The following is a 24018-nucleotide window of genomic DNA, read 5'->3' as shown; positions in this document are numbered from 1 at the left end:
CGGGTCAGTAGGTCTGCAGCCCGCGCGCCCGGAACTGCTCGCGCACCCGCTCCACCAGCTCCGGCGGCGCCGGGGGCGTGTCCGCGAGGGGGTAGTCCACGCCGAGGGTCTCCCACTTGTCCCGCCCCATCTGGTGGAACGGCAGGACCTCGACGCGGGTGACCGTCGACAGCCGGGCCACGTGGTCGGCGACGGCGGCGACGTTGTCCGGCGCGTCGGTCAGGCCGGGCACGCAGACGAAGCGGACCCAGGTCTCGACGCCGTGCTCGGCCAGGCGGCGCGAGAAGCGCAGCGTCGGCTCGAGCTCGCGGCCGGTGACCTCGCGATAGGTGTCCGGCAGCCCGGACTTGATGTCGAGGAGCACCAGGTCGAGGTCGGCGAGCATCGCGTCGGTGGCGTTGGCGCCGAGATAGCCCGAGGTGTCCACGCACGTGTGGATCCCCAGCTCCTTGGCCGCGCGGAGCAGCCGACCGGTGAACGCCGGCTGCAGGAGCGGCTCGCCCCCGGAGATGGTGAGGCCGCCGTGCGTGGCACGGAAGACCCCGCGATAGCGCCGCAGCCGTGCGACGAGGTCGGCCAGCAGCACCGGCTCGCCCTTGGCGGAGTAGAAGGTGTCGGGGTTGTGGCAGAACTGGCAGCGCAGGGGGCAGCCGGCGAGGAAGACGGTCAGGCGGGTGCCGGGACCGTCGACCCCCGTCACCAGCTCCCACGAGTGCAGCGAGCCGAGCTCACCGGCGCGCACCGCCTCGAGGTGCTCGTGGTGCGACATCTCCCCCGCCGACGCGATGCCCGCGGTGCCGCGGCCGGTCGCCCTCAGCCGGGGGACGACCGGGAGGTATGCCGGACCGCCCGGGCCCGCGCCGACCCCGTCAGGCGTCGTGGTGGAAGGTGCGGGAGAGGACGTCACGCTGCTGGTCCTTGGTGAGCTTGACGAAGTTCACGGCGTAGCCGGAGACGCGGACGGTGAGGTTCGGGTACTTCTCGGGGTGCTCCATGGCGTCCTCGAGGGTGCCGCGGTCGAGCACGTTGATGTTGGCGTGGAAGAGGCCGGGCGTGGTGCCACGCTCGGCGCGCGCGGCGGTCATCTCGGCGACGCGCTCGGCATAGGTCCTGGTCGACATGGGGGTCTCCGTCCTGCTGATGGGTGCGGTGGGTGTGGTGGGCGTGGTCTGTGACGGTGCTCTGGGCGGGTGGTCTGTGCGCGTGGTCCGTGCAGGTGCTCCGGCAGGGTCAGCAGCCGGGCACGAAGCCGGCGTCGAGGATCCCGACCAGGTTGCCGACCTGCTCGTCCTTGGTGCGCCCGAGGCCGGCCGGCGTGATCGTGTTGGTGAGGGAGATGCCGTCGAGGGCGTCCTCGTAGTCGAGCTTGCCGACGGACAGCATCGAGGCGAGCATGCCGTGGCTGTCCATGCCGTTCTCGGGGTTGGCGCCCGGGGCGAACGGCGTGCCGGCCTCGTGACCCGACGGGAACGCGCCGGTGTTGCGGCCGTAGACGACGTTGGACGTGATCGTCAGCACCGACTGGGTGGGGATCGCGTCGCGATAGAGCGGGATCTCCTTGATCTTGGCCATCACCGTGTGGACCACGGCCGCCGCGATCTCGTCGGCCCGGTCGTCGTCGTTGCCGTAGACGGGGAAGTCGCCCTCGGTGACGTAGTCCACGACCAGGCCGGTCTCGTCACGCACCGGGGTGACGGTGGCGTAGCGGATGGCGGCCAGGGAGTCGGCGACGATGGACAGCCCGGCGATGCCGCAGCCCATCGTCCGCACGATCTCGGAGTCGTGCAGCGCCATCTCCATCGCCTCGTAGGCGTAGCGGTCGTGGCAGTAGTGGATGATGTTGAGGGCCTCGACATACGTCCCGACGACCCAGTCGAGCATCTCCTCGTAGCGCTGCCACACGTCGTCGAAGTCGAGCGGCCCGTCGCCCCGGACCGGCTCGTGGCCCTCGACGACCTGCTTGCCGGACATCTCGTCGCGGCCCCCGTTGATGGCATAGAGCAGGGCCTTGGCGGCGTTGACCCGCGCCCCGAAGAACTGCATCTGCTTGCCGATCCGCATCGGGGACACGCAGCACGCGATCGCGGCGTCGTCGCCCCAGTGACCGCGGATCTGCTCGTCGGCCTCGTACTGCAGCGACGAGGTCTCGATCGAGATCGCCGCGCAGAAGTCCTTGTAGCCCTCGGGCAGCGAGGGGTCCCAGAAGATCGTGATGTTGGGCTCCGGCGCCGGGCCGAGGTTGCGCAGCGTCTGCAGCAGCCGGAAGGACGTCTTGGTGACCAGCGTGCGCCCGTCCTCGCCGAGGCCGGCGTCCGACCAGGTGGCCCAGTAGGGGTCGCCGGAGAAGATCTGGTCGTAGTCGATGGTCCGCAGGAAGCGCACGATCCGCAGCTTGATGACGAGCGCATCGATGATCTCCTGGGCGCCCTCCTCGGTGAGGGTGCCGGCGGCCAGGTCACGCTCGACGTAGACGTCGATGAAGCCCGAGAGCCGGCCGATGCTCATGGCCGCACCGTCCTGGGACTTCACCGAGGCGAGGTAGCCGAAGTAGGTCCACTGCACCGCCTCCTGCGCGGTGCGGGCCGGACGCGACAGGTCGAAGCCATAGCTCTCACCCATCCGCCGGAGCTTCGTGAGGGCCTTGATCTGCTCGGCGTGCTCCTCGCGGTAGCGCGCCCAGTGCTCGCTGAACGGCTGGTCCGCGACCGCGTCGCGGTCCCGCTCCTTGGCCGCGATCAGCGCGTCCACGCCGTAGAGCGCGACCCGGCGGTAGTCACCGATGATGCGACCGCGGCCGTAGGAGTCCGGCAGCCCCGTGATGATGTGCGCCGAGCGCGCGGCGCGGATGCGGGGGGTGTAGATGTCGAAGACCGCCTCGTTGTGCGTCTTGCGGTGCTTCGTGAAGATCTCCTTGACCCGCGGGTCGGGCTCCTTGCCGGCCTCGGTGATCGCGGTCTCGACCATCCGCCAGCCGCCGGCCGGCATCATCGCGCGCTTGAGCGGTACGTCGGTCTGCAGGCCGACCACGACGTCGTCCTGCTCGCAGATGTAGCCCGCCGGGAAGGCGTCGACGTCGGCCGGGACGTGCGTCTCGACGTCGTAGACGCGACGGGCCCGCTCCACCGAGAGGTAGTCGCGCTCCAGGGTGTCCCAGGTCGCGAGCGTCTTGGCCGTGGGGCCGGCCAGGAAGGACGCGTCACCCTCGTAGGGGGTGTAGTTGCGCTGGACGAAGTCACGGACGTCGATCTGCTGCTGCCACGGGCCGGGGGCGAACCCCTCCCACTCCGGCGCTGCGGCGGCGTCGGCCACCGGGACGGTGCGGGTCGGGGCGGACGTGACGGTCATGGGGGCCTTCCTCGACGGCGATGCCCGCGCCCGGACGGGGCGCGGGCATCGATGCCTGCTATGTGGTACGACCAATCTACGGACCGGACACCGGGCCACACGCGGGACCCCCACCCCTCTCGACGGGCATCCACCATCCGAGACGGACCGTCCGGTCGCCTGAGTGACCCGGCGGTGAGCGTCGCGGGCCCGGTCGAGATAGCCCGGTCGAGGGAGCCCGGTCGAGGGGGTGCCACCGTAACGACCGTCAGGAGGTCCAGGCGCGCCAGAGCGCGGCGTACTCGCCGTCCTGGGCCATGAGCTCGTCGTGGGAGCCGAGCTCGGCGACCCGCCCGTCGATGACGACCGCGATCCGGTCGGCGTCGTGGGCGGTGTGCAGGCGGTGCGCGATCGCGACGACGGTGCGGCCGGTGAGCAGGGCGTTCATCGAGCCCTCGAGGTGGCGGGCGGTGCGCGGGTCGATCAGGGAGGTCGCCTCGTCGAGGACCAGCGTGTGCGGGTCGGCGAGGATAAGCCGGGCCAGCGCGATCTGCTGGGCCTGGCCCGGGGTGAGCGGGGCGCCGCCCGAGCCGAGCTGCGCGTCGAGTCCCGCCGGGAGCGCCTCGACCCACTCCCACGCGTCGACCGCCCGCAGCGCCTCGACGACCTGCTCGTCGGTGGATCCCTCGCGGGCGAGGACGACGTTGTCGCGGACCGATCCCATGAAGACGTGGTGCTCCTGGGTCACCAGGGCGACCTCGGTGCGCAGCACGTCCAGGGGCAGGCGGGTCAGCTCGACGCCGCCGACGGTGACCGACCCCGTGCGCGGGGCGTGGATGCCGGACAGCATGCGCCCGAGCGTCGACTTGCCGGATCCGCTGGGCCCCACGATGGCGAGACGCTCACCGGTCAGCAGCGTCACGTCGATGCCGTGCAGGACGTCGTGGCCCTCGCGGTAGGCGTAGCGCAGGTCGCGGCCCTCGAGGGTGCGCCCGTGCGGCAGGTCCGGACCGGCCTCGCGGTCGGGCGGGACGGTGGCGATGCCGAGCAGGCGCGTGGTGGACGCCATCCCCACCTGGACGCGGTCGACCGTGTGCACGAGCAGGTCGAAGGGCCCCCACACGGCCTCGATGTAGAGCATGGCCGCCGTGATCTGACCGAGCGTCGCCCACCCCTGGGCGTAGCCGACCGCCCCCAGCGCGAGCGTCAGCGCCCGCGGGAGGCTGAACGCGACGTCCATGACGATGAACAGCAGGTTGCGCAGGGTCAGGGTGTAGCGCTCGGCCTGCGCGGACTCCTCGATGTCGCGGACACCCCGGGCTCGCCGGCTCTCGGCCAGGCGCAGCGCCTCGACGGTGCGCGCGCCCTCGACGGTCTCGGTGAGGGTCGTGTTGATCTGGGAGTAGGTGCCCGACTCGGTGAGGTAGCCCGAGGGTGCCCGCCGCAGGTAGCGGCGGATCTGGATCATGGCGAGCGCGGACAGCACGTAGGTCGGCAGGGCCAGCCAAAACGAGTTGGCCCCCATGGCGACGAGGGTGAGCAGCACGGTGACGCCCGAGATGATCGCCTCGGGCAGGGCCCAGCGGACGCTCTCGCTCATGGTGCCGACGTCGCGGGTCACGCGGGTGACCAGGTCGCCGGTGCTGGCCTGCTCGACGCGGGACAGCGGCAGGCGCAGGATCGCGCGGATGACGTGCTCGCGGGCCTGGGCCAGGATGCCCTGGCCCATGACGGCCGAGGACAGCTTGGCGACGTAGGTGAACAGGGCCTGCAGCACCACCACGGACCCGACGAGGATCGCGATGGTGGTGGCGGCGTCCAGCGCCTCGGTGGTGGCCCCGCGCTGGACCCGGCCGACGGTGTCGTCGACGAGCCCGCCGAGCAGCCGCGGCACCATGAGCCCGGCGACGGCGGCCAGCGCGTTGGCCAGGACGACGACCACGACGAGGGTGCGGCGCTGCCACAGCAGGGACCCGAGGAAGGTGCGCACCGCGGACTCGGACGCGACCGGCAGGCCGCGGCGTGGCCCCATGGCCTCGGCGACGAACGACCGCGCCCGCTGCTCGCGCAGGCGGTGACGCTCGCGCAGGGCCCGCACACGCTCCACCGGACCCGCCTGGCCCGGGGGCAGCAGGCGAGGGTCGAGACCCCGGTCCGGTCCATCGAGGCGGTCGGGGACGGCGCCGGCATCGCCCGTGGCACCGGCACCGGCAGCAAGCCCGGTCGCCGGTCGTGCATCCCGCCAGGTGTCGGCCGAGCTACGCGCGATCTCGGGGGCCAGCAGGTCGGTCATCGGTCGTCCTCCCCTCGCACGACGACGGAGCGGTATGCCGTGTCGCCCGCCAGCAGCTCGTCGTGACGCCCCTGCGCGACGACCCGCCCGTCGACGAGCAGGGCGATCTCGTCGGCGTGGTGGAGCAGGAGCGGGGAGGCCGTCATCACCACGGTGGTGCGCCCGGCGCGGTGCCGGGCGATGCGCCCGGCGATGCGGGCCTCGGTGTGGGCGTCGACGGCAGAGGTCGGCTCGACGAGGACCAGCACCTCGGGGTCCGCGGCGAGCGCGCGGGCCAGGACGAGACGCTGCCGCTGCCCGCCGGACAGGCCGCGCCCCCGCTCGTCGAGGATGCCCTGCCAGCCGCCGGGCAGGGCATCGTAGACGTCCTCGGCGGCGGCGCTGTGCAGCGCCTCCTCGGCCTGCTCGCGGGACAGCCGGCCGAGCGGGTCGACGGCCTCCTGCAGCGTGCCGGCGAAGACCTGGGAGGCGGTGTCGCTGACGAGGATCCGCTCACGGACGGTCGCGAGCTCGACGTCGCCGAGGTCGACCCCGCCGTAGGTGACGCCCCACGCCTCGGCGGCGCGCTCCCGGTCGGCGAGCACCAGCGCCTGACGGGCCTGCTCGCGACGGCGGCGCTCGTCACGGGCGGCGCGGCCCTTGAGGTCCTCGGGCAGGTCGGCGCTCACGACCGCGGAGGGGTCACCCGGGAGGTAGCGGCCGAGCCGGTCGGCCACGGCGGCGCTGTCGTCGGGGACCGCGGACACGACCATCGTCAGGACACCGGGACGCACGACCAGTCCGCTCCCGTGGTCCACCAACGGCGCGGGCCCGACGGGCAGCACGGAACCAGCCTGCGCGGCGGGCTGCCACGGCGGCTCCTGCTCGAGGACCGCCTTGGCCTTGCGGGCGGAGACGACCGAGCGCGTCCACTTCTGGGCGAACTCGAAGAACGTGCGCATGGGCTGCATGAGGAACAGGCCGTAGCCGAGGAAGGTCACGAGCTCCCCCACCGTGAGCTCGCCGACGGCGACCTGTCGCACGCCCAGCCACATCAGCGCCACCAGGAAGGCACCCGACAACAGCACGCCGGCCGCGTCGACCGCGGCCTGCCACGCGCCGGCCCGCACGCCGGCGCCGCGCACGAGCTGGGACTGGCGGGCGTAGCCGTCGCCGAAGGTCGCCTCGCCGCCGATGCCGCGCAGGATGCGCAGGCCCGCGACGATGTCGGTGGCGCGGGAGGTCAGGTCGGAGTTGCGGGAGCGCTCGATGCCCTGCCAGTGCTCCATCGGCCGCAGCAGGGGCAGCGCCACCAGCACGAGGATCGGCGCGACGAGCAGGACCAGCAGGCCGAGCCGCACGGACATGGACAGCACGATCGCGGCGACGGCGAGGTAGGCGAGCAGCTGGGACAGCGCGCGCGTCGTGACCTCGACGAGGGCGCCGAACTGGTCGCCGTCGCTGGACGAGACCGACAGCACCTCGCCGGTCGGGGTGCGCCGCAGCAGGACGTGGCCCAGCTGCAGCGCCTTGTTGGTGACCAGGCGCGTCGTGCCGTAGAGCGCGACCAGCCACTCCGCGACGATCACCGAGTGGTAGGCGATGCCGCTGACCGCGCCCACCACGGTGATCACGAGCAGCCCGACCAGCCAGGTGGTCGTCGCGCCGGTGTCGCGGGCGACGATGCCGTCGTCGATGGCCCGTCCCAGCATCCACGGCCCCAGCGTCTGCGGGACCATCCAGATCGTCGCGAGCAGCAGGCCCACCGCGAACAACCGACCCTGCATCCGGATGACCGACCACAGCAGCCACGCCGGCGTCCGGGTGTCCGGGACGACGGCGGCGGGATCGGCATACGAGCGTATGTCGGGAGGGAAGGCCAGCACCCTCGTCACTGTAGGTGCGGGGTGTGACACACCCCCACCCGTTTTAGCCCTCGCGAGCGGCCTCGTCGAGCCACCAACCCTCGACCAGGCCGGGCTCGCGCCCCGGCTCGATGAACCACTCCTGCCCGAAGCCGGCGGTGTAGATGTCGATCGGCATCGCGAGGAACATCTCGATGTCGGTCGCCTGGCTGCGGTGGCAGGCCAGCGCGGCCCGCTTGGTCTCGATCAGGCCGGACACGTCCACGCGCCAGTGGATCTCGGCCTCCGGGGTCCCGAAGGGGTTGCCGTCGTCCATCGGCGCGTCCGGGTCCCAGTCCATCGGCAGGCCCGCGTCCTTGGCCGCCTGGAACTGCTGCCGCATGTGGTCGCGGTTCATCGTGGACTCGAGCAGCCGGGGGCGTCGCTGCGCCAGCTCGGCCGCGCGGTGCGCGACGTGGTGCACCCGCACGTGGTCCGGGTGGCCGTAGCCCCCGTGCCAGTCGTAGGCGACGAGCACGTCGGCGTCCTCCTCGTCGAGGATCGAGGCCAGGCGGCCCGCCGCCTCGTCCAGGTCCGCGGAGGCGAACGCGTCGGCCGCGGAGTTCTGCTCCCACCCGCTCATGCCGGAGTCCGCGTAGCCGAGCCACGCCACCCGCGCGGTGCCCGTGACCTGCGCGGACGCCTCCGCCTCACGCCGGCGGTAGGCGACGACGGTGTCCCCCTCGGCCAGGTCCTGGGGCACCTCGCCGTGGTCGCCGTTGGTGCCGTAGACGACGACCACCCGGTGCCCCTGGGCCGAGGCCCGGGCCATGGATCCGGAGGTCTGGGATGCCTCGTCGTCGGGGTGGGCATGCAGGAAAACGACGGTCGCCATACGGTCAGTGTGGCAGGACCGCCGACGACCAGGTGCACGCGAGCGACGGAGGAGCAGGTATGACGACCGACATCCCGACCCACACCCTCAACGACGGCACGGTGCTGCCGCAGATCGGCTTCGGCACCTATCCGCTGCGGGGCGTCGAGGGGGTCGAGGCGATCACCAGCGCGCTGCAGACCGGCTACCGGCTGATCGACAGCGCCGTCAACTACGAGAACGAGCACGAGGTCGGCGAGGCGCTCGTCCGCTCCGAGATCCCGCGGTCCGAGGTCCTGCTCACCACCAAGATCCCCGGTCGCTTCCACGAGCACCAGCTGGCCGTGCAGTCGGTCGAGGACTCGCTGCGCCGGCTCGGCACCGACTACCTCGACCTCGTGCTGATCCACTGGCCCAACCCCTCCGTCGACAGGTACGTCGAGGCGTGGCAGGCGCTGGTCGACGTGCAGGAGCGTGGGCTGGTGCGCTCGATCGGGGTCAGCAACTTTACCGAGGCCCACCTCGAGCGGGTCATCGAGCGCACCGGGATCACGCCGGCCGTCAACCAGATCGAGCTCCACCCGGCGTTCCCGCAGGTCGAGATGCGTGCCGTCAACGAGCGCCTGGGGATCCGCACCGAGTCGTGGAGCCCCCTGGGTCGCGCCAAGCAGGACGGCCCGGTCGGCTCGGAGGCGGTCCTGTCGGCGGCCGAGGCGCACGGCGTGGAGCCCGCCCAGGTGGTCCTGCGCTGGCACGTGCAGCTCGGTTCGATCCCGCTGCCCAAGTCGGCGTCCCCGGAGCGGCAGCGCAGCAACCTCGACGTGTTCGGCTTCGAGCTGAGCGAGGACGAGATGGGGGCGATCACGGCGCTGGGCCGGCCCGACGGGCGGCTGTTCGGCGCGGACCCGGACACCCACGAGGAGATGTGACCAGGGGCGCCCCTTGCGCAAACGACGGGTGGGATCGACCACCCATGACGGTGGCGGATCCCACCCGATGATCGACGAACCACGACCAAGGAGCACGGCATGCCGACCACCCTCCACGACTTCACCGCGACCACCCTGACCGGCGAGGAACGACCGCTCGCGGACTACGCGGGTCAAGCGGTCCTCGTCGTCAACACCGCCAGCAAGTGCGGGCTCACCCCTCAGCTTGAGGGCCTGCAGAAGCTCCACGAGGAGTACGCGGACCAGGGCCTGGCCATCCTCGGGTTCCCCTGCGACCAGTTCGCGCACCAGGAGCCCGGGACCGCCGAGGAGATCGGTGAGTTCTGCACGCGGAACTACGGCGTCGCGTTCCCGATGTTCGACAAGGTCGAGGTCAACGGGTCCGGGGCCCACCCGCTCTGGGCCTGGTTGCGCAGCGAGAAGGGCGGCGTCCTCGGCGGCGCCATCAAATGGAACTTCACCAAGTTCCTCGTCGACCCGCAGGGCCGCGTCGTCAAGCGCTACGCCCCGACGACGTCGCCCGATGACCTGCGCGCCGACATCGCCCAGGTGCTCCCCGGCGACTGAGCCAGGGGCCGGATGGGCTCAGACGCGCGAGAGGCGCCGACCCCGTGCGGGGTGGGCGCCTCTCGTCATACGGCCGGCTCGCGAGGTCAGGCCTGCTTGATCGCGGAGACCTCGAGCTCGAGCTGGATCTTGTCGGAGACGAGCACGCCGCCAGTCTCGAGCGCGGCGTTGAAGGTGATGCCGAACTCGCTGCGGACGATGGTCGTGGAGCCCTCGAAGCCGATGCGCTGGTTGCCGTAGGGGTCGGTGGCCGCGCCGTTGAACTCGAAGTCGATGGTGACCGGCTTGGTGACGTCCTTGATGGTCAGGTCGCCGGTGACGCGCAGGGTGTCGGCGTCCGCAGCCTCGACGGCGGTGGAGCGGAAGGTCAGGGTGGGGAACGTCTCGACCTCGAAGAAGTCGCCGGTCTTGAGGTGACCGTCGCGGTCGGCGTTGCGGGTGTCGACGCTGGCGACCTGCGCGGTCAGCTCGATCTGGGCGCCCTGCAGGTCGGGGCCGGTGGTGGCGGTGCCCTCGAACTCGGAGAAGGTGCCGCGCACCTTGGTCACCATCGCGTGGCGGGCGACGAAGCCGAGCTGGCTGTGGGCGGGGTCGATGACGTAGGTGCCGTCGAGCTGCTGGAGCGTGGTCATGAGTTCTCCTCGATAGGTCCTGGTGGCTATTTGTTGAACTTTCAACTACCACCATACGCCGATCATTCCCGAAGTCAAGGAGGTCCGCGCCGGGAGGGGCGGCTCAGACGCGGCGCCGCAGCGCCAGCGGCAGGACCAGCCAGAGCCCCACCACCACGGCGCCCAGACCGGCACCGGCGATCCACCCGCCGGTCGACCCCGTCACCACCCACACGATCAGCGCCGCCGCCAGCACCAGCGTGATCGCCAGCGTCACGAACCCCGCCCGCGCCAGCTGGTCGGACACCTCGACGACCTGCTGCTTCACGCCCCGGCGAAAGAGCACGCGGTGGATGATCACCGGCGTCATGAGCAGCACGATCGACACGAGCGCGGCGGCCAGGACGACGAGATAGAGGTTCTCCTGCGCCTCCCCCAGCGTCGAGAACCGTTGCTGGAACGGCAGGGTGATCAGGAAGCCGGCCAGCACCTGGATCCCCGTCTGCGTGACGCGCAGCTCCTGGAGCAGCTCGTTCCAGTTGCGGTCCATCCGCTCCGCGTGCGTCTCGTCGCGTTCCTGGTCGATCGGATCCATCGGGCCTCCAGCTCGTCGTCACCTGCCACCAGAGACATACCGTGGAGGCATGACCGGCACACCCTGGATCACCTCGACGGACGCATCGGGCCTGGCGGTCCACACCTGGGACGGCGACGCCCCGTCCGGATCACCACGCCTGGTCCTCCTGCACGGCCTCACCGACAGCGGCCCCGCGTGGGAGGACGCCGCGAGACGGTGGGGGTCGGCATACCAGGTCATCGCCCCGGATGCCCTGGGGCACGGGCGATCTCGACGATTCACCCCCGAGGAGCTCGCCTCTCCCGACCCGATGCAGAGCGCGTATGACGCCCTCCGGGCCCTCGTCGCCCGCCTCGTCGACGAGGACGCGACGCCGGTGCTGGTCGCCGGTCACTCGATGGGTGGAGGCCTGGCCGCAGCGCTGGCCGCGCGGATGCCGGACGCGGTGCTGGCCGCCGTCCTGGAGGACCCGGTGTGGTTCGCCGGCGGGCCGGAGGTGGGGACCCCGCGGTCCCGCAAGGCCGCCCAGGACCGCGTCGCCGAGGCACGTCGTGCCCGCTCGGACCTGGACGCGCTGGTGGCGGAGGGCCGGACCCGCAACCCGAGCTGGCCGCAGTCCGAGCTGCGCCCGTGGGCCCAGGCCAAGGCCGACGGCGACGACGACTTCCTCGCCGTGGGTCGGGCCGTCCTCGACGAGCCGTGGGAGCAGATCGCCGCGGCCCTGCAGGTGCCCACGCTCGTCGTGACCGGCACCGAGTCGGTGATCATCGACCAGACCGTGCGGGCCGCGATCGAGGAGGTCGGCAACCCCCGCATCGAGGTGGCGGTGATCGACGGGGCCGACCACTGCGTGCGGCGCTCCCGGGGCGATGCCTTTCACGCCGTCGTCGACCCGTGGCTGGCCTCGCACGTCTGACCCGCCGCCGGTAAAGGCATCAGCCTGGCGAACGACGGCCGGTCGATGCCTTCGCCGCCGGTAGGTTTGGGCAGGTGAGCGACGGAGGAGACGGAGGAGACGGGGCGGCGTCAAACGAGGGGGCGGGGGGCGAGGTGGGCGGTGGCGCGTCATACGGCATCGACCCGGACGACCTGGCGACCACCCTCCGCGTCCTCGCGCAGCTGCCCGGGCTCCCCGCCGGCCACCCCGACATCGAGACCGTCAAGCGTGCGACCAGCACCATGCGCAACCGGATCCGCAAGGCCCGCCGCGCCGACGCGCGTCGCGAGGTCCGCGGGCCGCTGCTCGAGCACGACCGGCAGGTCCTCGCCGCCACCGCCACCGGCAGCCCGCTGCGCATCGACGACGAGACGCGCGGCATCCCTCTGGTCTCCCCCACCCCCGGCGCGGTCGCGGGCGAGCTGCACACACCGCGCGGCTGCTACATCTGCCACGACACCTACACGACCGTCGACGCCTTCTATCACTGGCTGTGCCCGCGCTGCGCCGCCGCCTCCCGCGAGCGTCGTGACCAGCGCACCGACCTGCGTGGTCGCCGGGCGCTCCTCACCGGTGGACGCGCCAAGATCGGCATGTACATCGCCCTCCGCCTCCTCCGCGACGGCGCCGACCTCACGATCACGACGCGCTTCCCGCGGGACGCGGCGCGCAGGTTCGCCGCGCTGGCGGACGCCGACGAGTGGCTCGACCGGCTCACGATCATCGGCATCGACCTGCGCGACCCCACCCAGGTCGTCGGCCTCGCGGACGAGGTCGCGAGCGCCGGCCCGCTGGACATCCTGATCAACAACGCCGCGCAGACCGTCCGCCGCTCCCCCGGCGCCTACTCGCACCTCGTCGACGGGGAGTCGCTCCCGCTGGCCGGCGCCGCGCTGCGGCCGAGGATGGTGACCTTCGAGCGGGTCAGCGAGGCTCACCCCGCGGCCCTGGCCGGGACCTTGCGCACGTATGCCGCCCAGCACCTGCCCGACGGGGCCGGCGCCTCCCCAGAGGCCACCCCCGACGTGCTCGCCGCACGCACGGCCGCCGAGATGACCGGGCTGGCCCTCACCGCGGGCCACGCCTCGCTCGACGCGCACCGCGCCGGCACGGCCGTGGACGCGGGTGGGCTCCTGCCCGACCTGCAGCGCACCAACTCCTGGACGCACACGGTCGGCGAGGTCGACCCGCTGGAGCTGCTCGAGGTGCAGCTGTGCAACGCGACGGCGCCGTTCATCCTGGTCAGCCGGCTGCGCCCGGCGATGCGGGCGGCGGTGGAGGCCGGCGCCCGGCGGGCCTACGTCGTCAACGTGTCGGCGATGGAGGGGCAGTTCTCGCGCCGCTACAAGGGGCCGGGGCACCCGCACACCAACATGGCCAAGGCTGCGCTCAACATGCTCACGCGCACCTCGGCCGGGGAGATGTTCGAGACCGACCGGATCCTGATGACGGCCGTCGACACCGGCTGGATCACCGACGAGCGCCCCCACGACGACAAGCTCCGCATCGCCGCCGAGGGCTGGCACGCCCCGCTCGACCTGGTGGACGGCGCCGCCCGCGTCTACGACCCGATCGTGCGCGGCGAGGCCGGCGAGGACCTGCACGGCGTCTTCCTGAAGGACTACGAGCCGCACCCCTGGTGAGCAGCACTCGCACCGACGGGCACTTGACTGCCCACCGATGTGCAGCATAATTCCCATATGACGACCTCCGAGAGCACCACCCGTCCCCCCTTCCACCTCGCGATCCCGGTGCACGACATCGAGGCGGTGCGCCCGTTCTACGGCGAGGTCCTCGGGTTCCCCCGGGGCCGGTCGGACGTGCGATGGACTGACTGGAACGTCGAGGGCCACCAGGTGGTCACCCACCAGGTCGACAACCACACCAACGCCGTCGCCGGCACCAACCCCGTGGACGGGCACGACGTGCCGGTCCCGCACTTCGGGCTCGTGCTCTCGGTCGAGCGCTTCCAGGAGCTGGCCGACCGACTCACCGCGGTCGACACCGACTTCGTCATCGACCCCTACGTGCGCTTCGAGGGCGAGCCGGGAGAGCAGTGGACGATGTTCTTCCTCGACCCGTCGGGAAACGCCCTGGAGTTCAAGGCCTTCCGCGACCTCGACCAGCTCTTCGCGGTGTGAGCGAGACCAGCACGCCCGGCGTCGACCAGACCGCGGCCGGGGCCGACGAGACCGGCGCCGGCACCCTGGACGACCAGTTCCTGACGGACGTCGGCACACGCCTGCGCCGCCTGCGCACCGACCGCGGCTGGACGGTGCAGCACCTGGCCGACCGCGCCGGGATCAGCCGTCGCCTGCTCACCCAGATCGAGCGGGGCCAGGCCAACCCGAGCCTCGTCACCATGACCCGGCTCGCTCGGCAGGTCGGCACCGACTTCCGGGCGCTGCTCGACCAGGACGGCACCGACACCCCCGTCACGGTCGGCGGTCCGGCCGAGCGGCGGCTCGTGTGGTCGACGCCGGCGGGGAGCACCGGTGAGCTGCTGCAGTCGGTGACCGGCGACCGCAGCGTCGACCTGTGGCGCTGGCGGCTGGCCCCCGGCGACTCCTACCAGGGCCAGCCCGACCCGGCCGGGTCCGCCGAGCTGTTCCACGTCCTCGAGGGCGAGCTCACGCTGAGCGTGGGCGCGGACCGGTGGAGCGTCCCGGCGGGTGGGTCGGCGCGGCTGGCGAGCGACTGCCGCTACGCCTACGAGAACCAGGGTTCCGAGCCCGTGACCTTCGTCCGGACGGTCTACCTGTCCCGATAGCCGGCCGTGCCGAGCCGGGCGCCACCCGCGCTCGCCCGGCAGCTCGTGCGGCAGCTCGCGCGTGGTGCGCGTCACAGCCGGTGGTCGCGCCGTGCGTGCCGCCCTCCGCAGCGCCCCGCTCCGCACCTGCACCCGCCTGCGCTGGCTCGTAGAGTGACGGGTGGACATCGCACTCACCGCGAAGAAGGGGTCACGCATGAGCCACACCGCCCGCCTAGAGCTCGACGGCACGTCATACGACCTGCCTGTCGTGGAGGGCACCGAGCACGAGCTCGGCATCGACATCAGCAAGCTCCGCTCCGAGACCGGGTTCATCACCCTGGACGACGGCTACGGCAACACCGGCTCGTGCAAGTCCGCCATCACCTACATCGACGGCGAGCAGGGGATCCTGCGCTACCGCGGCATCCCGATCGAGGAGCTCGCCGAGAAGTCCAGCTTCATCGAGGCCGCCTGGCTCGTGATCTTCGGCAAGCTGCCGACGCAGGCCGACCGCGACCGGTTCGCGGGGATGCTGACCGAGCACTCCATGCTCGACGAGAACATGAAGAAGCACTTCGACGGCTACCCCACCAACGCGCACCCCATGGCGATCCTGTCGGCCATGATCAACACCCTCTCGGCGCACGACCCCGAGGTGTGGGAGGCCGACGACGACGCGGGCATCGAGCGGGCCGCCGCCGTCCTCATGTCCAAGGTCCGCACCATCGCGGCCGCGGCCTACAAGTCCAGCGTGGGCGAGCCGATCGTCTACCCCCGCTACGACCTGCGCTACGGCGAGAACTTCCTGCACATGATGTTCTCCAAGCCCTACAAGGACTACGAGCCGACCCCGGCGGTGTCGCGGGCACTCAACCTGTTCCTGCTGCTCCACGCCGACCACGAGCAGAACTGCTCCACCTCCACGGTCCGCATGGTCGCGTCCTCCGAGGCCAACATGTTCGCCTCCTGCTCGGCGGGCGTCTGCGCTCTGTGGGGTCCGCTGCACGGTGGCGCCAACGTCGCGGTGATCGACATGCTGCAGCAGATCAAGGACCAGGAGATCCCGGTCTCGGAGTACGTCAAGAAGGTCAAGAACAAGGAAGACGGCGTGAAGCTCATGGGCTTCGGGCACCGCGTCTACCGCAACTTCGACCCCCGCTCCAAGATCCTGCGCGCCGCGGCCGACGACATGCTCAAGGAGCTGCAGATCGAGGACCCGCTGCTCGACATCGCGGGCGAGCTGGCCGACGCGGCCCTGTCCGACGACTACTTCGTGGAGCGCAAGCTCTACCCCAACGTCGACTTCTACAGCGGCATCATCCTGCGCGCGATGGGCCTGCCGACCAACATGTTCACGGTGATGTTCGCGATCGGTCGCATGCCCGGCTGGATCGCCAACTGGAAGGAGATCCACGACGACCCCAAGGGTCGGATCTACCGTCCGCGCCAGATCTACACCGGCCCCACCGACCAGCACTGGATCCCGCGCGACCAGCGCAGCTGACCCCTCACCCGAGCCACGGCGGCCCCCACCTGATCGAGGTGGGGGCCGTCGCGTTGTGGGGCAAGTTCGCGGTCCCGATGCACCTTGGGCGCACCAGGGACCCCACCACGGGACAAAATCGCGGTCCGGCCGCACCTCGCGCACACCTGGGCCGCACCCACCAGGCCGTATGACGCCCGCGCCCACCCGGTCGCGACGTCAGCGCGCGGCGGCGGGGGCGAGGTCGTCGCGGACCGGCTCCAGGGCTCGTGTCGTCAGGTCGTGGACGATCCCGATCGCGAGGATCGCGGCCACGACGCCGAGAGCGTTGCCGATCACGCCGAGGACGAGGCACCGCTCGTAGAGATCGATCGCCCGGTCCAGGTCCCCCGCGCCGACCAGGTCCTCGACGGCGTAGGCGCGCCAGGCGGCATACCGACCGAGAACCACGCTGAGCACGAAGGAGATCCACCACACCCACAGTGGGGAGCGCAGCCGACGACGGCCGGGCACCCCGAGGCCCCGGTCGAGCTCGCGCATCGCGAGTGCGGGCAGGACCAGGTTGAGCATGGGGACGAACCACACCCAGGCGTGCCACCCCGGTCGGAGCCGGCCGCCGGCGCGCTCCAGCCGTGGGCTCGACGCGAGCTGTCCCTGCCAGTCGATCCAGCAGACCCCGGCCGCCAGGAACACGAGGGCGTAGACGACCATGGTGCCGACCGACCACTGGTCCAGGGAGACGAGCTGACGCTGGTAGGTCGCGTCGTCCGTGGCGGTGTCGTAGAAGGCCTCGACCGTGCTCATCCCCACCTGGAGCAGCAGCGCGTCCAGCAGACCGACCACGCCGACGAGGACGCCGACGGCGATCCCGAGGCGCCTGAAGCCGCGTCCGAGGCCGGGCCGCACGCTCACCCGACGGCCCCTCCCGTGGTCCCCGGGGTCCCCGGCGTCCCCGGGTCGTCCTGCACGTGCGTGTCGGGGCTGGTCCAGGGCGTGTCGGCGGGCCGGGTCGCGCGCTCGGTGAGGTTGCGGACCACCAGGATCGCGAGGATCGCCGACACGGCACCGAGGATGGTGCCCACCAGGTCCATCGTCACGGACGACGACATCAGCGACACCGCGTCCCCCACCTGACCGGCCTCCAGACGCGTGTCGGCCATGGAGCTCATCGCCGTCGCGATGCGGCTGACGACGAGGCCGAGCAGCCAGAGCACCCACCACGCCACCAGGGGCGGGCGCCGATCCCGGTCGGAGAAGTGCCCGAGCCCGCGGTCGAGGTCCCTGAGGTTCTGGAAGGGGAACCACAGGTTCGCGACGGGGATGAACCACGACCCGACGTGCCAGCCCGGCGACCGCCGCACCGCGCGACGGTCGACCCTCGCGCTCGAGGCGAGCCGGTGCTGCCAGACCAGCCAGCAGATGCCGGCGGCGAGCAGGAGCAGCAGATAGGGGACGAGCAGCTGGAGGGTGAGGCGGTCCGCGGCGTCGAGGTCGGAGTCGAGCCCTTCGCGGCCGGAACCGACCTCGCCGAGGAGTCGCAGCATCCGGATGCCCCCGGCGAGCTGGGCGAGCTCGAGGAGTCCCACGAGCCCGATCAGCACGGTCAGCGCCGTGCCGAGCGTCCGGAAGCTCCGGTCGAGGGGCGGTCCCGAGGGTGGTGCGGCGAACCAGCCCTGCGGCTGGTGGGCGGAGCTCTGCTGCATGGCGCCGGGCTCGTGGCCGGGCGACGTCGGTGTCGACATGAGCACAGTGTCCGCCGTGGACACGCACGGTGAGGAACGTTCGGGTTTGCCCCCCTCTTTCCTCACCCATTCGGGCGTATGACGACCGCTGATCCAGGCCCCCGCCACCGGGAGGCCTGGGGCCCCCTCTAGTCGAGGAGCCCGCGGATGTCGTCAGCCGTGACCGCGCCGGACATGGCGTCGCCGTCGTCGACGACCTGGGCGAACAGCTCGCGCTTGCGCTGCTGCAGCGCCACGACCTTGTCCTCGATGGTGTCCTCGGAGACCAGGCGATAGACGTTGACGTGCTTGTCCTGCCCGATGCGGTGGGTGCGGTCGATGGCCTGGGTCTCGGCGGCGGGGTTCCACCAGGGGTCGAGGACGTAGACGTAGTCCGCCTCGGTGAGGGTGAGCCCGAAGCCACCGGCCTTGAGCGAGATCAGGAAGGCGGGCTGGGTGCCCGTGCGGAAGTCCTCGATGCGCTCGGCGCGGTTGCGGGTGCGTCCGTCCAGGTAGCTGTAGTCGATGCCCTCACGGTCCAGCCGCTCGCGCACCAGCCGCAGGTAGCCGGTGAACTGGCTGAACACCAGCGCCCGGTGGCCCTCGGCAGCGAGCTCGCCGAGGTGCTCGACGAGCAGGTCGATCTTGGCGCTCTCGCCGGCCCCGGCGTGGGCCCCGTCGACGAGGGCGGGGTGCAGCGCGAGCTGGCGCATGGCGGTCAGCGCCCGCAGGATCGCGATGCGGTGCTTGCTGAAGTCCTCGTCGAGCAGCCCCAGCAGGCGTTGCCGCTCGCGCTGCAGGTGCCGGTCGTAGATGGTGCGGTGCCGCGGGTGGAGCGGCACCGTCACGACCTGCTCCTGCTTGGGCGGCAGCTCGCGGGCGACCTGCTCCTTGGTCCGGCGCATCATCAGCGGGCGGATGCGGCGACGCAGCGTCGTAAGGAGCTCGGCGCCCTCGCCGGCCTCGATCGGCTTGACGTAGGTGTCGCGGAACTCGACGGGCCTCGGATAGAGCCCCGGCGCAGCCACGGACAGCAGCGACCACAGGTCCATGAGGGAGTTCTCGAGCGGGGTGCCGGTGATGGCGAGCTTCATGCCCGCGTCGAGGCGGCGCACCACCTGGTAGGTCTTGGCCTGGTGGTTCTTGACGAACTGCGCCTCGTCGAGGACGAGCCCGCCCCAGCGCCGCGACAGATAGGCGTCCTCGTCGAGCCGGACCAGCGCGTATGACGTGACGACGACGTCCGCGCCCTCGATCACCGTCTCGAGCGTGGCACCGCTCTTGCGCAACGTGCTCATCACGGTGGTCACCCGCAGGTCGGGGGTGAACCGGGCGGCCTCGGAGGCCCAGGTGCCGACGACGCTGGTGGGCGCCACGATGAGCAGCGGGTCCGCGAGGTCGCCGCGCTCCTTGGCGCGCAGCACCATCGCGAGGGTCTGCAGCGTCTTGCCGAGGCCCATGTCGTCGGCGAGGATCCCGCCGAGCCGGGCCTCCCACAGCAGCGAGAGCCACTGGAAGCCGTCGAGCTGGTAGGGCCGCAGGGTGGCCTGCAGGCCCTCGGGCACGGGGCGGTCGCCGGAGGCGAGCCCCAGCAGGGCGTCGACGGTCTGCTGCCAGCGGCTGCTCTGGCGCTCGACGACCCCGAGCTCGACCAGCTCGTCCCAGAGCCCCGCGTGCAGGGCGTTGACCCGGAGCGGCCCGTCGGGCTCGTCCTGCAGGTCGGCCGCCTCGCGCAGGATCGCCGCAAGCGCGATCAGGCGCTCGTCGTCGAGCCGCAGCCACGTGCCCGAGGGCAGCACCAGCACCTCCTGGCCGGTGGTCAGCGCCACGATGAGCTCGCGCAGCGGCACGTCCTGCTCGTCGACGGTCACCGACACGTCGAGGTCGAACCAGTCGGTGCTCCTGCTGCCGTGACCGCCCGCGGAGGTCGCCGAGCGGGTGAGGGCGTCGGCCTCTGGGGAGTCCGGGCCGCCACCGCCCGCCGCACCACCGCCGGTCGCACCACCGTCGACCGCGCCACCGCCGTCGTCCGCGTCGTCGAGACCGAGGGACACGACCGGCGCCGACGTGGCCTCGACGTAGTCCGGCAGCTCCGAGGCCTGCTCGACGACGACGTCCGGGTCGTCGCGCAGGGTGGGCAGGACGTCGGCCAGGGCGATGGTCTGAGCAGGTTGCAGGGTGGCGCCGTGGGCGTGGGTCCAATCGGTGCCGATCGGCAGGGCACCCGCCAGGAGGGGTCGCAGCACGTCGTCGAGCCGACCCACGACGAGCGCCTCGGCCTCGTGGTCGCGCAGCCGCTCGGCCGCTCGGGCCGCGGGGTCGCGCGGCGACCAGCGCTGGGAGTGGCGAGCCCGCCGGGACGCCCCGCCGGCGGGGGGCGCGGGCACCTCGCGCGCGACCGGGTGGATGTCGACGTGCTGCCCCGCCACGTCGTAGCGCCAGCCCAGCCGGACCTCGGTGCGGTGCCCGGGATGCGGTGTCACCTGCACGAGCAGGCGGGGCTGGGCGGACGCCTCGGTCTCGAGGTCGGGGTCGAGCACCACGTGCACGCGGCGCCGCAGCGCCGGCAGCTGTTCGATGACGAAGCTCGGCCAGTCCTCCATCGGCACCCGCAGGGAGCTCTCGCGCAGCAGGGACTCCTCGACGCGCGTGAGCGGCGGGTCCAGCCCCACGATCACGAGGCCGTCGTCCGTGGTGGCGTAAACCCCGACGGCCGGGAGGCCGATCGGCTCGGTCTCGACGCCGTCGAGGCTGGGCGGGAGGGCGAGGTGGGCGCGCATGACGACCTCGGACCCGCGCTCGGTCTCCTCACGCTCCAGGTGCAGCTCGAAGCGGCCGGACTCCTCGGGCACCAGCACCGGGCGGCCCTGCTCGTCGACGAGGGCGACCCCGGACTGCTCGACGTCGCGCAGCAGCCGCACCGCGGCGGGGCCCACCTCGCCGAGGGTGACGCGCTCGACGGCGGCGTAGGCCGAACCCGTGCGTCGAGCTCGCACCGCGCGCGTGATCTCCTGCAGCGCCTGCTCCTGCAGCGGGTCGATGTCGGCCTTGACGGTGCCGTAGAGCGCGCCGGGGTCGAGCCCGGTCCAGCTGATGCCCGTGCGGATCCACCCGCGGGCGCCCTCGACCAGCGGCGTCATCGTGATGCTCGAGCCCCAGTCGCCACGACCCCGCGGCGGCTGGGTCACCGCCAGCTGCAGAGCCACGCGATCGGGGACGTCCTCGGCCGCCACCGCGCCGAGGGCGTCGCGCCAGTGGGCGCGGTGGGCGGGCGGCATACCTCGCCACCAGTGACCACCGGAGTCGTCGAGCGCGCCGGACTCGGCGCGCTCCTCGGCGTCGCGGACCTGGGCCTGCAGGATGAGGGCGACCACGTGCTTGCAGTCGGCGCCGACGGGGCAGGTGCACGACGAGGTCCAGCTCGAGTGCCCGGGTCGCCCGGGATGGTCGCGCAGCTCGGCCCAGGCGGCGTAGGGCTTGGCCCGGGACCCCTCGACGGTGCCGTGGAGGCGCCGACGATCACCGGACGGGACGATGTCGAGCACCCGATCTCGACGGGCATAGGCCTGCCCGCGCTGGACCGATCCCGACCCGCACAGGCGAGCCAGCACCACCGCGTCCAGATCGGTCAGGCGGGTCGCCTGCACCAGCTGCACCACTGAGACCTCCTCGACCACCCCGACTGCCCCACCCTAGCCACCAGGACCGACAGACCCCGACCATGCCCAGGAGGCAGACGCCCGGCGAGCGGCCGGTCAGCGCTCCCGGGACAGGCTCCACGAGTCCCCCACAGACCTCAGGAGGCGCCCGCGAAGGAGTCGTCGGCGACGTCCATCGAGGCAGGCCCCGGACCGGGCTCGCGCACGAGACGCGCCGCCACGTCGACGGCCTGCACGGGATCGGGCGGCAGCAGCGCCGCACCCAGCTCGCGCGCGACCTCGGGACGGGCCCCACCACCTCCGAGGGCCGTGCGGTACTGCGCGCACAGCCGGCGCATGCTCGCCGACCGCGAGGTGAAGACCGAGGGGCGGGAGCCGGCCAGGACCAGCAGGTCGGCCGAGGACTGACGACAGGTCACCGCGATGGCCGCGGTGGGGGTGTCCGCGCCGAGCAGGAGCACCCGCCAGCCCTCGCGCTGCAGGAGCAGGGCGAAGCAGCTGAGCACCAGGTCGTGCCGCTCCCCGGGCGGGCAGGCGAGCACCGCCGTGTGGCGCGTGCCGGGCTCCACCTCGAGCGCCAGCGCCGACAGCCGTCGCGCGAGGACGCCGCTGGCCAGGTGCTCGTGCGCCACGCCCAGCCGTCCGCTCTCCCACTGGTCACCGATCTCGCGGAGCAGCGGCATGAGGACGAGCTGGATGACGTGCTCGACCGAGCCCGCGGCGAAGGCGTCGTCGAGCGCGCTCCCCAGGGCGACGGGATCGAGGGCGGCGACGGCCGTCAGGACGGCGTCGACGTGGGCGGACGCGTCGGTGAGGACGGCCTGGCCCCGCTGCGGGCCGCGGCGTGCGACGTCGCCGAGCGCCACGGGGGGCGGGAGATGGTCAGGCACCGGGATACCGTACGACGCCCGCCCTCACCGCCGGGCGGGATGCGTCCGGACGGGTGACGGGCGGTCCGTCATACCTGCGTGACCCCCACGACGATGCTGTCGACCACCCGCTCCGACAACGCGTCCACCGCCTCGGGCGGCAGCTCGCGCAGCGGACCCTGGACGACCAGCATCGCGAAGCCGTGCACCGCCGACCAGGCCGGGACCTCGGCGTGCAGGCGCCGCTCCGGGGGCAGGCTGCCGTCGACCACCATCTGGTCGAGGGCGTCGGACAGCAGCTGGTATGGCGTCCGCCCGCTGTCACCGTAGGCGACCGGATCCTCGGTGCGGGCCCGGTCGACCGGCTCGAGGTAGGCCGCCTGGAAGAGCCCCGGATCCGCCCTCGCGAAGTCGATGTAGCCGAGCCCGACGGCCCGCATCCGGTCCCGTCCGGCGGGCTCGTGCAGGGCGTCGAGTCGGCGCTCCATGGCGCGTGCCGACATCCCCTGGCCGTGCCCGGCGACGACCAGCATGAGCGCGTCCCGGTCCGCGAAGTGACGGTAGGCGGCGTTGACGGACACCCCCGCCCGCCGCGTGATGTCACGCAGGGTCACCGCGTGGGGGCCGCTCGTGCGGGAGACGTCGATGGCCTCGCGCAGCAGGGCGGCCCTGAGGTCCCCGTGGTGATAGCTGGACCTGCGGGGTGTTGCGGTCATCACACCTCCATGTATACGGTGTTCACATCCTACCCCGTGGCACCCCCCACGATGTCATCGGCCCCCCTTCCACCGTCCGCAAGGAGCACCGCCATGACCGCACGCACCACGGCCCAGACCCCCGGCACCCCCACCTGGCTCGACCTGTGGGTCGGCGACATCCCCGCCACCGCGACCTTCTTCCGGGACCTGCTGGGCTACGACATCCCCGACGGCACACCGGAGTTCGGCGGTTACACCGTCGCCCACCGCGACGACCGCTATGTCTTCGGCATCGGCACGGAAATGCCCGGGCAGCAGCACGACCTGGCCTCCCTCTATCTCGCGACCGACGACGTCGAGGCGACCGTGGCCAGGGCGCAGGAGCTCGGCGCCACGATCCTCAAGGAGCCCACGGAGATCCCCGGTCACGGCCACATGGCCGTCGTCACCGACCCCGGCGGCGTCACCGTGGCCTTCTGGCAGGCGACGGGGATCGTGGGATACGGCGCGGTCGACGAGCTCGGCTTCCCGTGCTGGCAGGACTGCCTCACCGGCGACGTCGAGCGGTCCGCCGCGTTCTACCGCGACCTGTTCGGCTTCGCCACCGAGCCGATGGGCGACGGCGTGCTGCTCGCCAGGCTCGGCGACGACGGCCACTTCACCATCGGGGCCTGCACCGAGGTCGACGACCCGCACTGGGTGTCCTACCTGCTCGTGGAGGACCTCGACGCCATGACGGCCCGCGCCCGGTCGCTCGGCGCGTCGGTGACGATGGGGCCGATGGACATCCCCTTCGGACGGTTCGTGCACCTGACCACGCCCGGCGGCGCGCCGTTCGGCCTCTTCCAGGGCACCGGCGACCTGCCCGCCGAGGCCTGAG

At 72.2% G+C, this 24018-nt stretch carries 20 protein-coding genes and 1 pseudogene; 8 read left to right on the top strand and 13 right to left on the bottom strand.

The window, feature by feature from the left end; all coding sequences use genetic code 11:
• Positions 1-4 precede the first annotated feature (4 nt).
• The 6 genes and pseudogenes from pflA to K313_RS0107845 all read right to left on the bottom strand — a co-directional run bounded on the left by pflA (position 5) and on the right by K313_RS0107845 (position 8335).
• On the bottom strand, positions 5-907 hold the full coding sequence (gene pflA, locus K313_RS0107870; protein ID WP_029211158.1) for a pyruvate formate-lyase-activating protein: 903 nt from the start codon (positions 905-907) through the stop codon (positions 5-7).
• A pseudogene (locus K313_RS0107865) lies at positions 870-1052 on the bottom strand (glycine radical domain-containing protein); the annotation flags it as partial. The pseudogene K313_RS0107865 and the gene pflA, both read right to left, overlap by 38 nt.
• Positions 1053-1230: 178 nt before the next feature.
• Complete coding sequence (locus K313_RS0107860) at positions 1231-3345, bottom strand: pyruvate formate lyase family protein (protein ID WP_029211157.1); 2115 nt, start codon at positions 3343-3345, stop codon at positions 1231-1233.
• A gap of 247 nt (positions 3346-3592) precedes the next feature.
• Entirely contained in the window at positions 3593-5617 is a 2025-nt protein-coding gene (locus K313_RS0107855; RefSeq protein WP_029211156.1) for an ABC transporter ATP-binding protein, read from the bottom strand.
• Entirely contained in the window at positions 5614-7482 is a 1869-nt protein-coding gene (locus K313_RS0107850; RefSeq protein WP_029211155.1) for an ABC transporter transmembrane domain-containing protein, read from the bottom strand. The genes K313_RS0107855 and K313_RS0107850 overlap by 4 nt, the downstream gene beginning before the upstream one ends.
• A 43-nt stretch (positions 7483-7525) precedes the next feature.
• A complete protein-coding gene (locus tag K313_RS0107845; RefSeq protein WP_029211154.1) occupies positions 7526-8335 on the bottom strand; it encodes a PIG-L deacetylase family protein in 810 nt (269 codons plus the stop codon).
• A gap of 59 nt (positions 8336-8394) precedes the next feature.
• Here K313_RS0107845 and K313_RS0107840 point away from each other — a divergent pair, with 59 nt between their 5' ends.
• Positions 8395-9243 (top strand): aldo/keto reductase, encoded by an 849-nt coding sequence (locus K313_RS0107840; RefSeq protein ID WP_029211153.1) that lies wholly within the window; start codon positions 8395-8397, stop codon positions 9241-9243.
• A gap of 99 nt (positions 9244-9342) precedes the next feature.
• Positions 9343-9831: a glutathione peroxidase gene (locus K313_RS0107835; protein ID WP_029211152.1), complete on the top strand. Its 489-nt coding sequence runs from the start codon at positions 9343-9345 to the stop codon at positions 9829-9831.
• An 86-nt stretch (positions 9832-9917) separates the two neighbouring features.
• Here K313_RS0107835 and K313_RS0107830 read toward each other — a convergent pair whose 3' ends face one another.
• Together K313_RS0107830 and K313_RS0107825 are read right to left on the bottom strand one after the other, a co-directional pair.
• The gene (locus K313_RS0107830; RefSeq protein ID WP_029211151.1) at positions 9918-10463 is read right to left on the bottom strand and encodes a YceI family protein; all 546 of its coding nucleotides are present in this window, start codon (positions 10461-10463) and stop codon (positions 9918-9920) included.
• A 103-nt stretch (positions 10464-10566) separates the two neighbouring features.
• Positions 10567-11037 carry a DUF6328 family protein gene (locus K313_RS0107825; RefSeq protein WP_029211150.1) on the bottom strand — a complete coding sequence of 157 codons (471 nt, stop codon included), beginning with the start codon at positions 11035-11037 and terminating at the stop codon, positions 10567-10569.
• Between the two features lie 49 nt (positions 11038-11086).
• On the opposite strand from K313_RS0107825, the gene K313_RS22250 reads away from it, so the two are divergent.
• The 5 genes from K313_RS22250 to K313_RS0107800 all read left to right on the top strand — a co-directional run bounded on the left by K313_RS22250 (position 11087) and on the right by K313_RS0107800 (position 16212).
• Positions 11087-11935, top strand: coding sequence for an alpha/beta fold hydrolase (locus K313_RS22250; RefSeq protein ID WP_019286733.1), 849 nt, complete (start codon positions 11087-11089; stop codon positions 11933-11935).
• 74 nt (positions 11936-12009) lie between these two features.
• On the top strand, positions 12010-13599 hold the full coding sequence (locus K313_RS0107815; RefSeq protein ID WP_169516830.1) for an SDR family NAD(P)-dependent oxidoreductase: 1590 nt from the start codon (positions 12010-12012) through the stop codon (positions 13597-13599).
• 57 nt (positions 13600-13656) lie between these two features.
• Positions 13657-14097: a VOC family protein gene (locus tag K313_RS0107810; RefSeq protein WP_019286736.1), complete on the top strand. Its 441-nt coding sequence runs from the start codon at positions 13657-13659 to the stop codon at positions 14095-14097.
• Complete coding sequence (locus K313_RS0107805; protein WP_019286737.1) at positions 14094-14726, top strand: helix-turn-helix domain-containing protein; 633 nt, start codon at positions 14094-14096, stop codon at positions 14724-14726. The genes K313_RS0107810 and K313_RS0107805 overlap by 4 nt, the downstream gene beginning before the upstream one ends.
• A 196-nt stretch (positions 14727-14922) precedes the next feature.
• Entirely contained in the window at positions 14923-16212 is a 1290-nt protein-coding gene (locus tag K313_RS0107800; protein ID WP_029211148.1) for a citrate synthase, read from the top strand.
• 198 nt (positions 16213-16410) lie between these two features.
• On the opposite strand, the gene K313_RS0107795 is transcribed toward K313_RS0107800, so the two are convergent.
• From K313_RS0107795 to K313_RS0107775, 5 genes are all read right to left on the bottom strand, one after another.
• Positions 16411-17103, bottom strand: a complete 693-nt coding sequence (locus tag K313_RS0107795; protein WP_029211147.1) for a DUF4328 domain-containing protein — start codon at positions 17101-17103, stop codon at positions 16411-16413.
• Entirely contained in the window at positions 17100-17933 is an 834-nt protein-coding gene (locus tag K313_RS0107790) for a DUF4328 domain-containing protein (protein WP_156911234.1), read from the bottom strand. The genes K313_RS0107795 and K313_RS0107790 overlap by 4 nt, the downstream gene beginning before the upstream one ends.
• A 128-nt stretch (positions 17934-18061) precedes the next feature.
• Complete coding sequence (locus K313_RS0107785) at positions 18062-21571, bottom strand: DEAD/DEAH box helicase (protein WP_051274049.1); 3510 nt, start codon at positions 21569-21571, stop codon at positions 18062-18064.
• A 137-nt stretch (positions 21572-21708) separates the two neighbouring features.
• Positions 21709-22461, bottom strand: a complete 753-nt coding sequence (locus K313_RS22245; protein WP_169516829.1) for a cobalamin B12-binding domain-containing protein — start codon at positions 22459-22461, stop codon at positions 21709-21711.
• Positions 22462-22529: 68 nt separating this feature from the next.
• On the bottom strand, positions 22530-23156 hold the full coding sequence (locus K313_RS0107775; RefSeq protein ID WP_029211143.1) for a TetR/AcrR family transcriptional regulator: 627 nt from the start codon (positions 23154-23156) through the stop codon (positions 22530-22532).
• Between the two features lie 93 nt (positions 23157-23249).
• On the opposite strand from K313_RS0107775, the gene K313_RS0107770 reads away from it, so the two are divergent.
• Positions 23250-24017 carry a VOC family protein gene (locus K313_RS0107770; RefSeq protein WP_029211142.1) on the top strand — a complete coding sequence of 256 codons (768 nt, stop codon included), beginning with the start codon at positions 23250-23252 and terminating at the stop codon, positions 24015-24017.
• Position 24018: the final 1 nt, after the last annotated feature.

This window comes from Arsenicicoccus bolidensis DSM 15745 (assembly GCF_000426385.1).
Classification (GTDB): domain Bacteria; phylum Actinomycetota; class Actinomycetes; order Actinomycetales; family Dermatophilaceae; genus Arsenicicoccus; species Arsenicicoccus bolidensis.
This window is presented reverse-complemented; position numbering and strand designations above follow the sequence as displayed.

Coding starts and splice junctions, on each gene's coding strand:
- K313_RS0107860 (WP_029211157.1), bottom strand. CDS start 3,345: ATGACCGTCACGTCCGCCCCGACCCGCACCGTCCCGGTGGCCGACGCC.
- K313_RS0107855 (WP_029211156.1), bottom strand. CDS start 5,617: ATGACCGACCTGCTGGCCCCCGAGATCGCGCGTAGCTCGGCCGACACC.
- K313_RS0107845 (WP_029211154.1), bottom strand. CDS start 8,335: ATGGCGACCGTCGTTTTCCTGCATGCCCACCCCGACGACGAGGCATCC.
- K313_RS0107840 (WP_029211153.1), top strand. CDS start 8,395: ATGACGACCGACATCCCGACCCACACCCTCAACGACGGCACGGTGCTG.
- K313_RS0107835 (WP_029211152.1), top strand. CDS start 9,343: ATGCCGACCACCCTCCACGACTTCACCGCGACCACCCTGACCGGCGAG.
- K313_RS0107830 (WP_029211151.1), bottom strand. CDS start 10,463: ATGACCACGCTCCAGCAGCTCGACGGCACCTACGTCATCGACCCCGCC.
- K313_RS0107825 (WP_029211150.1), bottom strand. CDS start 11,037: ATGGATCCGATCGACCAGGAACGCGACGAGACGCACGCGGAGCGGATG.
- K313_RS22250 (WP_019286733.1), top strand. CDS start 11,087: ATGACCGGCACACCCTGGATCACCTCGACGGACGCATCGGGCCTGGCG.
- K313_RS0107810 (WP_019286736.1), top strand. CDS start 13,657: ATGACGACCTCCGAGAGCACCACCCGTCCCCCCTTCCACCTCGCGATC.
- K313_RS0107800 (WP_029211148.1), top strand. CDS start 14,923: ATGAGCCACACCGCCCGCCTAGAGCTCGACGGCACGTCATACGACCTG.
- K313_RS0107790 (WP_156911234.1), bottom strand. CDS start 17,933: ATGTCGACACCGACGTCGCCCGGCCACGAGCCCGGCGCCATGCAGCAG.
- K313_RS0107775 (WP_029211143.1), bottom strand. CDS start 23,156: ATGACCGCAACACCCCGCAGGTCCAGCTATCACCACGGGGACCTCAGG.
- K313_RS0107770 (WP_029211142.1), top strand. CDS start 23,250: ATGACCGCACGCACCACGGCCCAGACCCCCGGCACCCCCACCTGGCTC.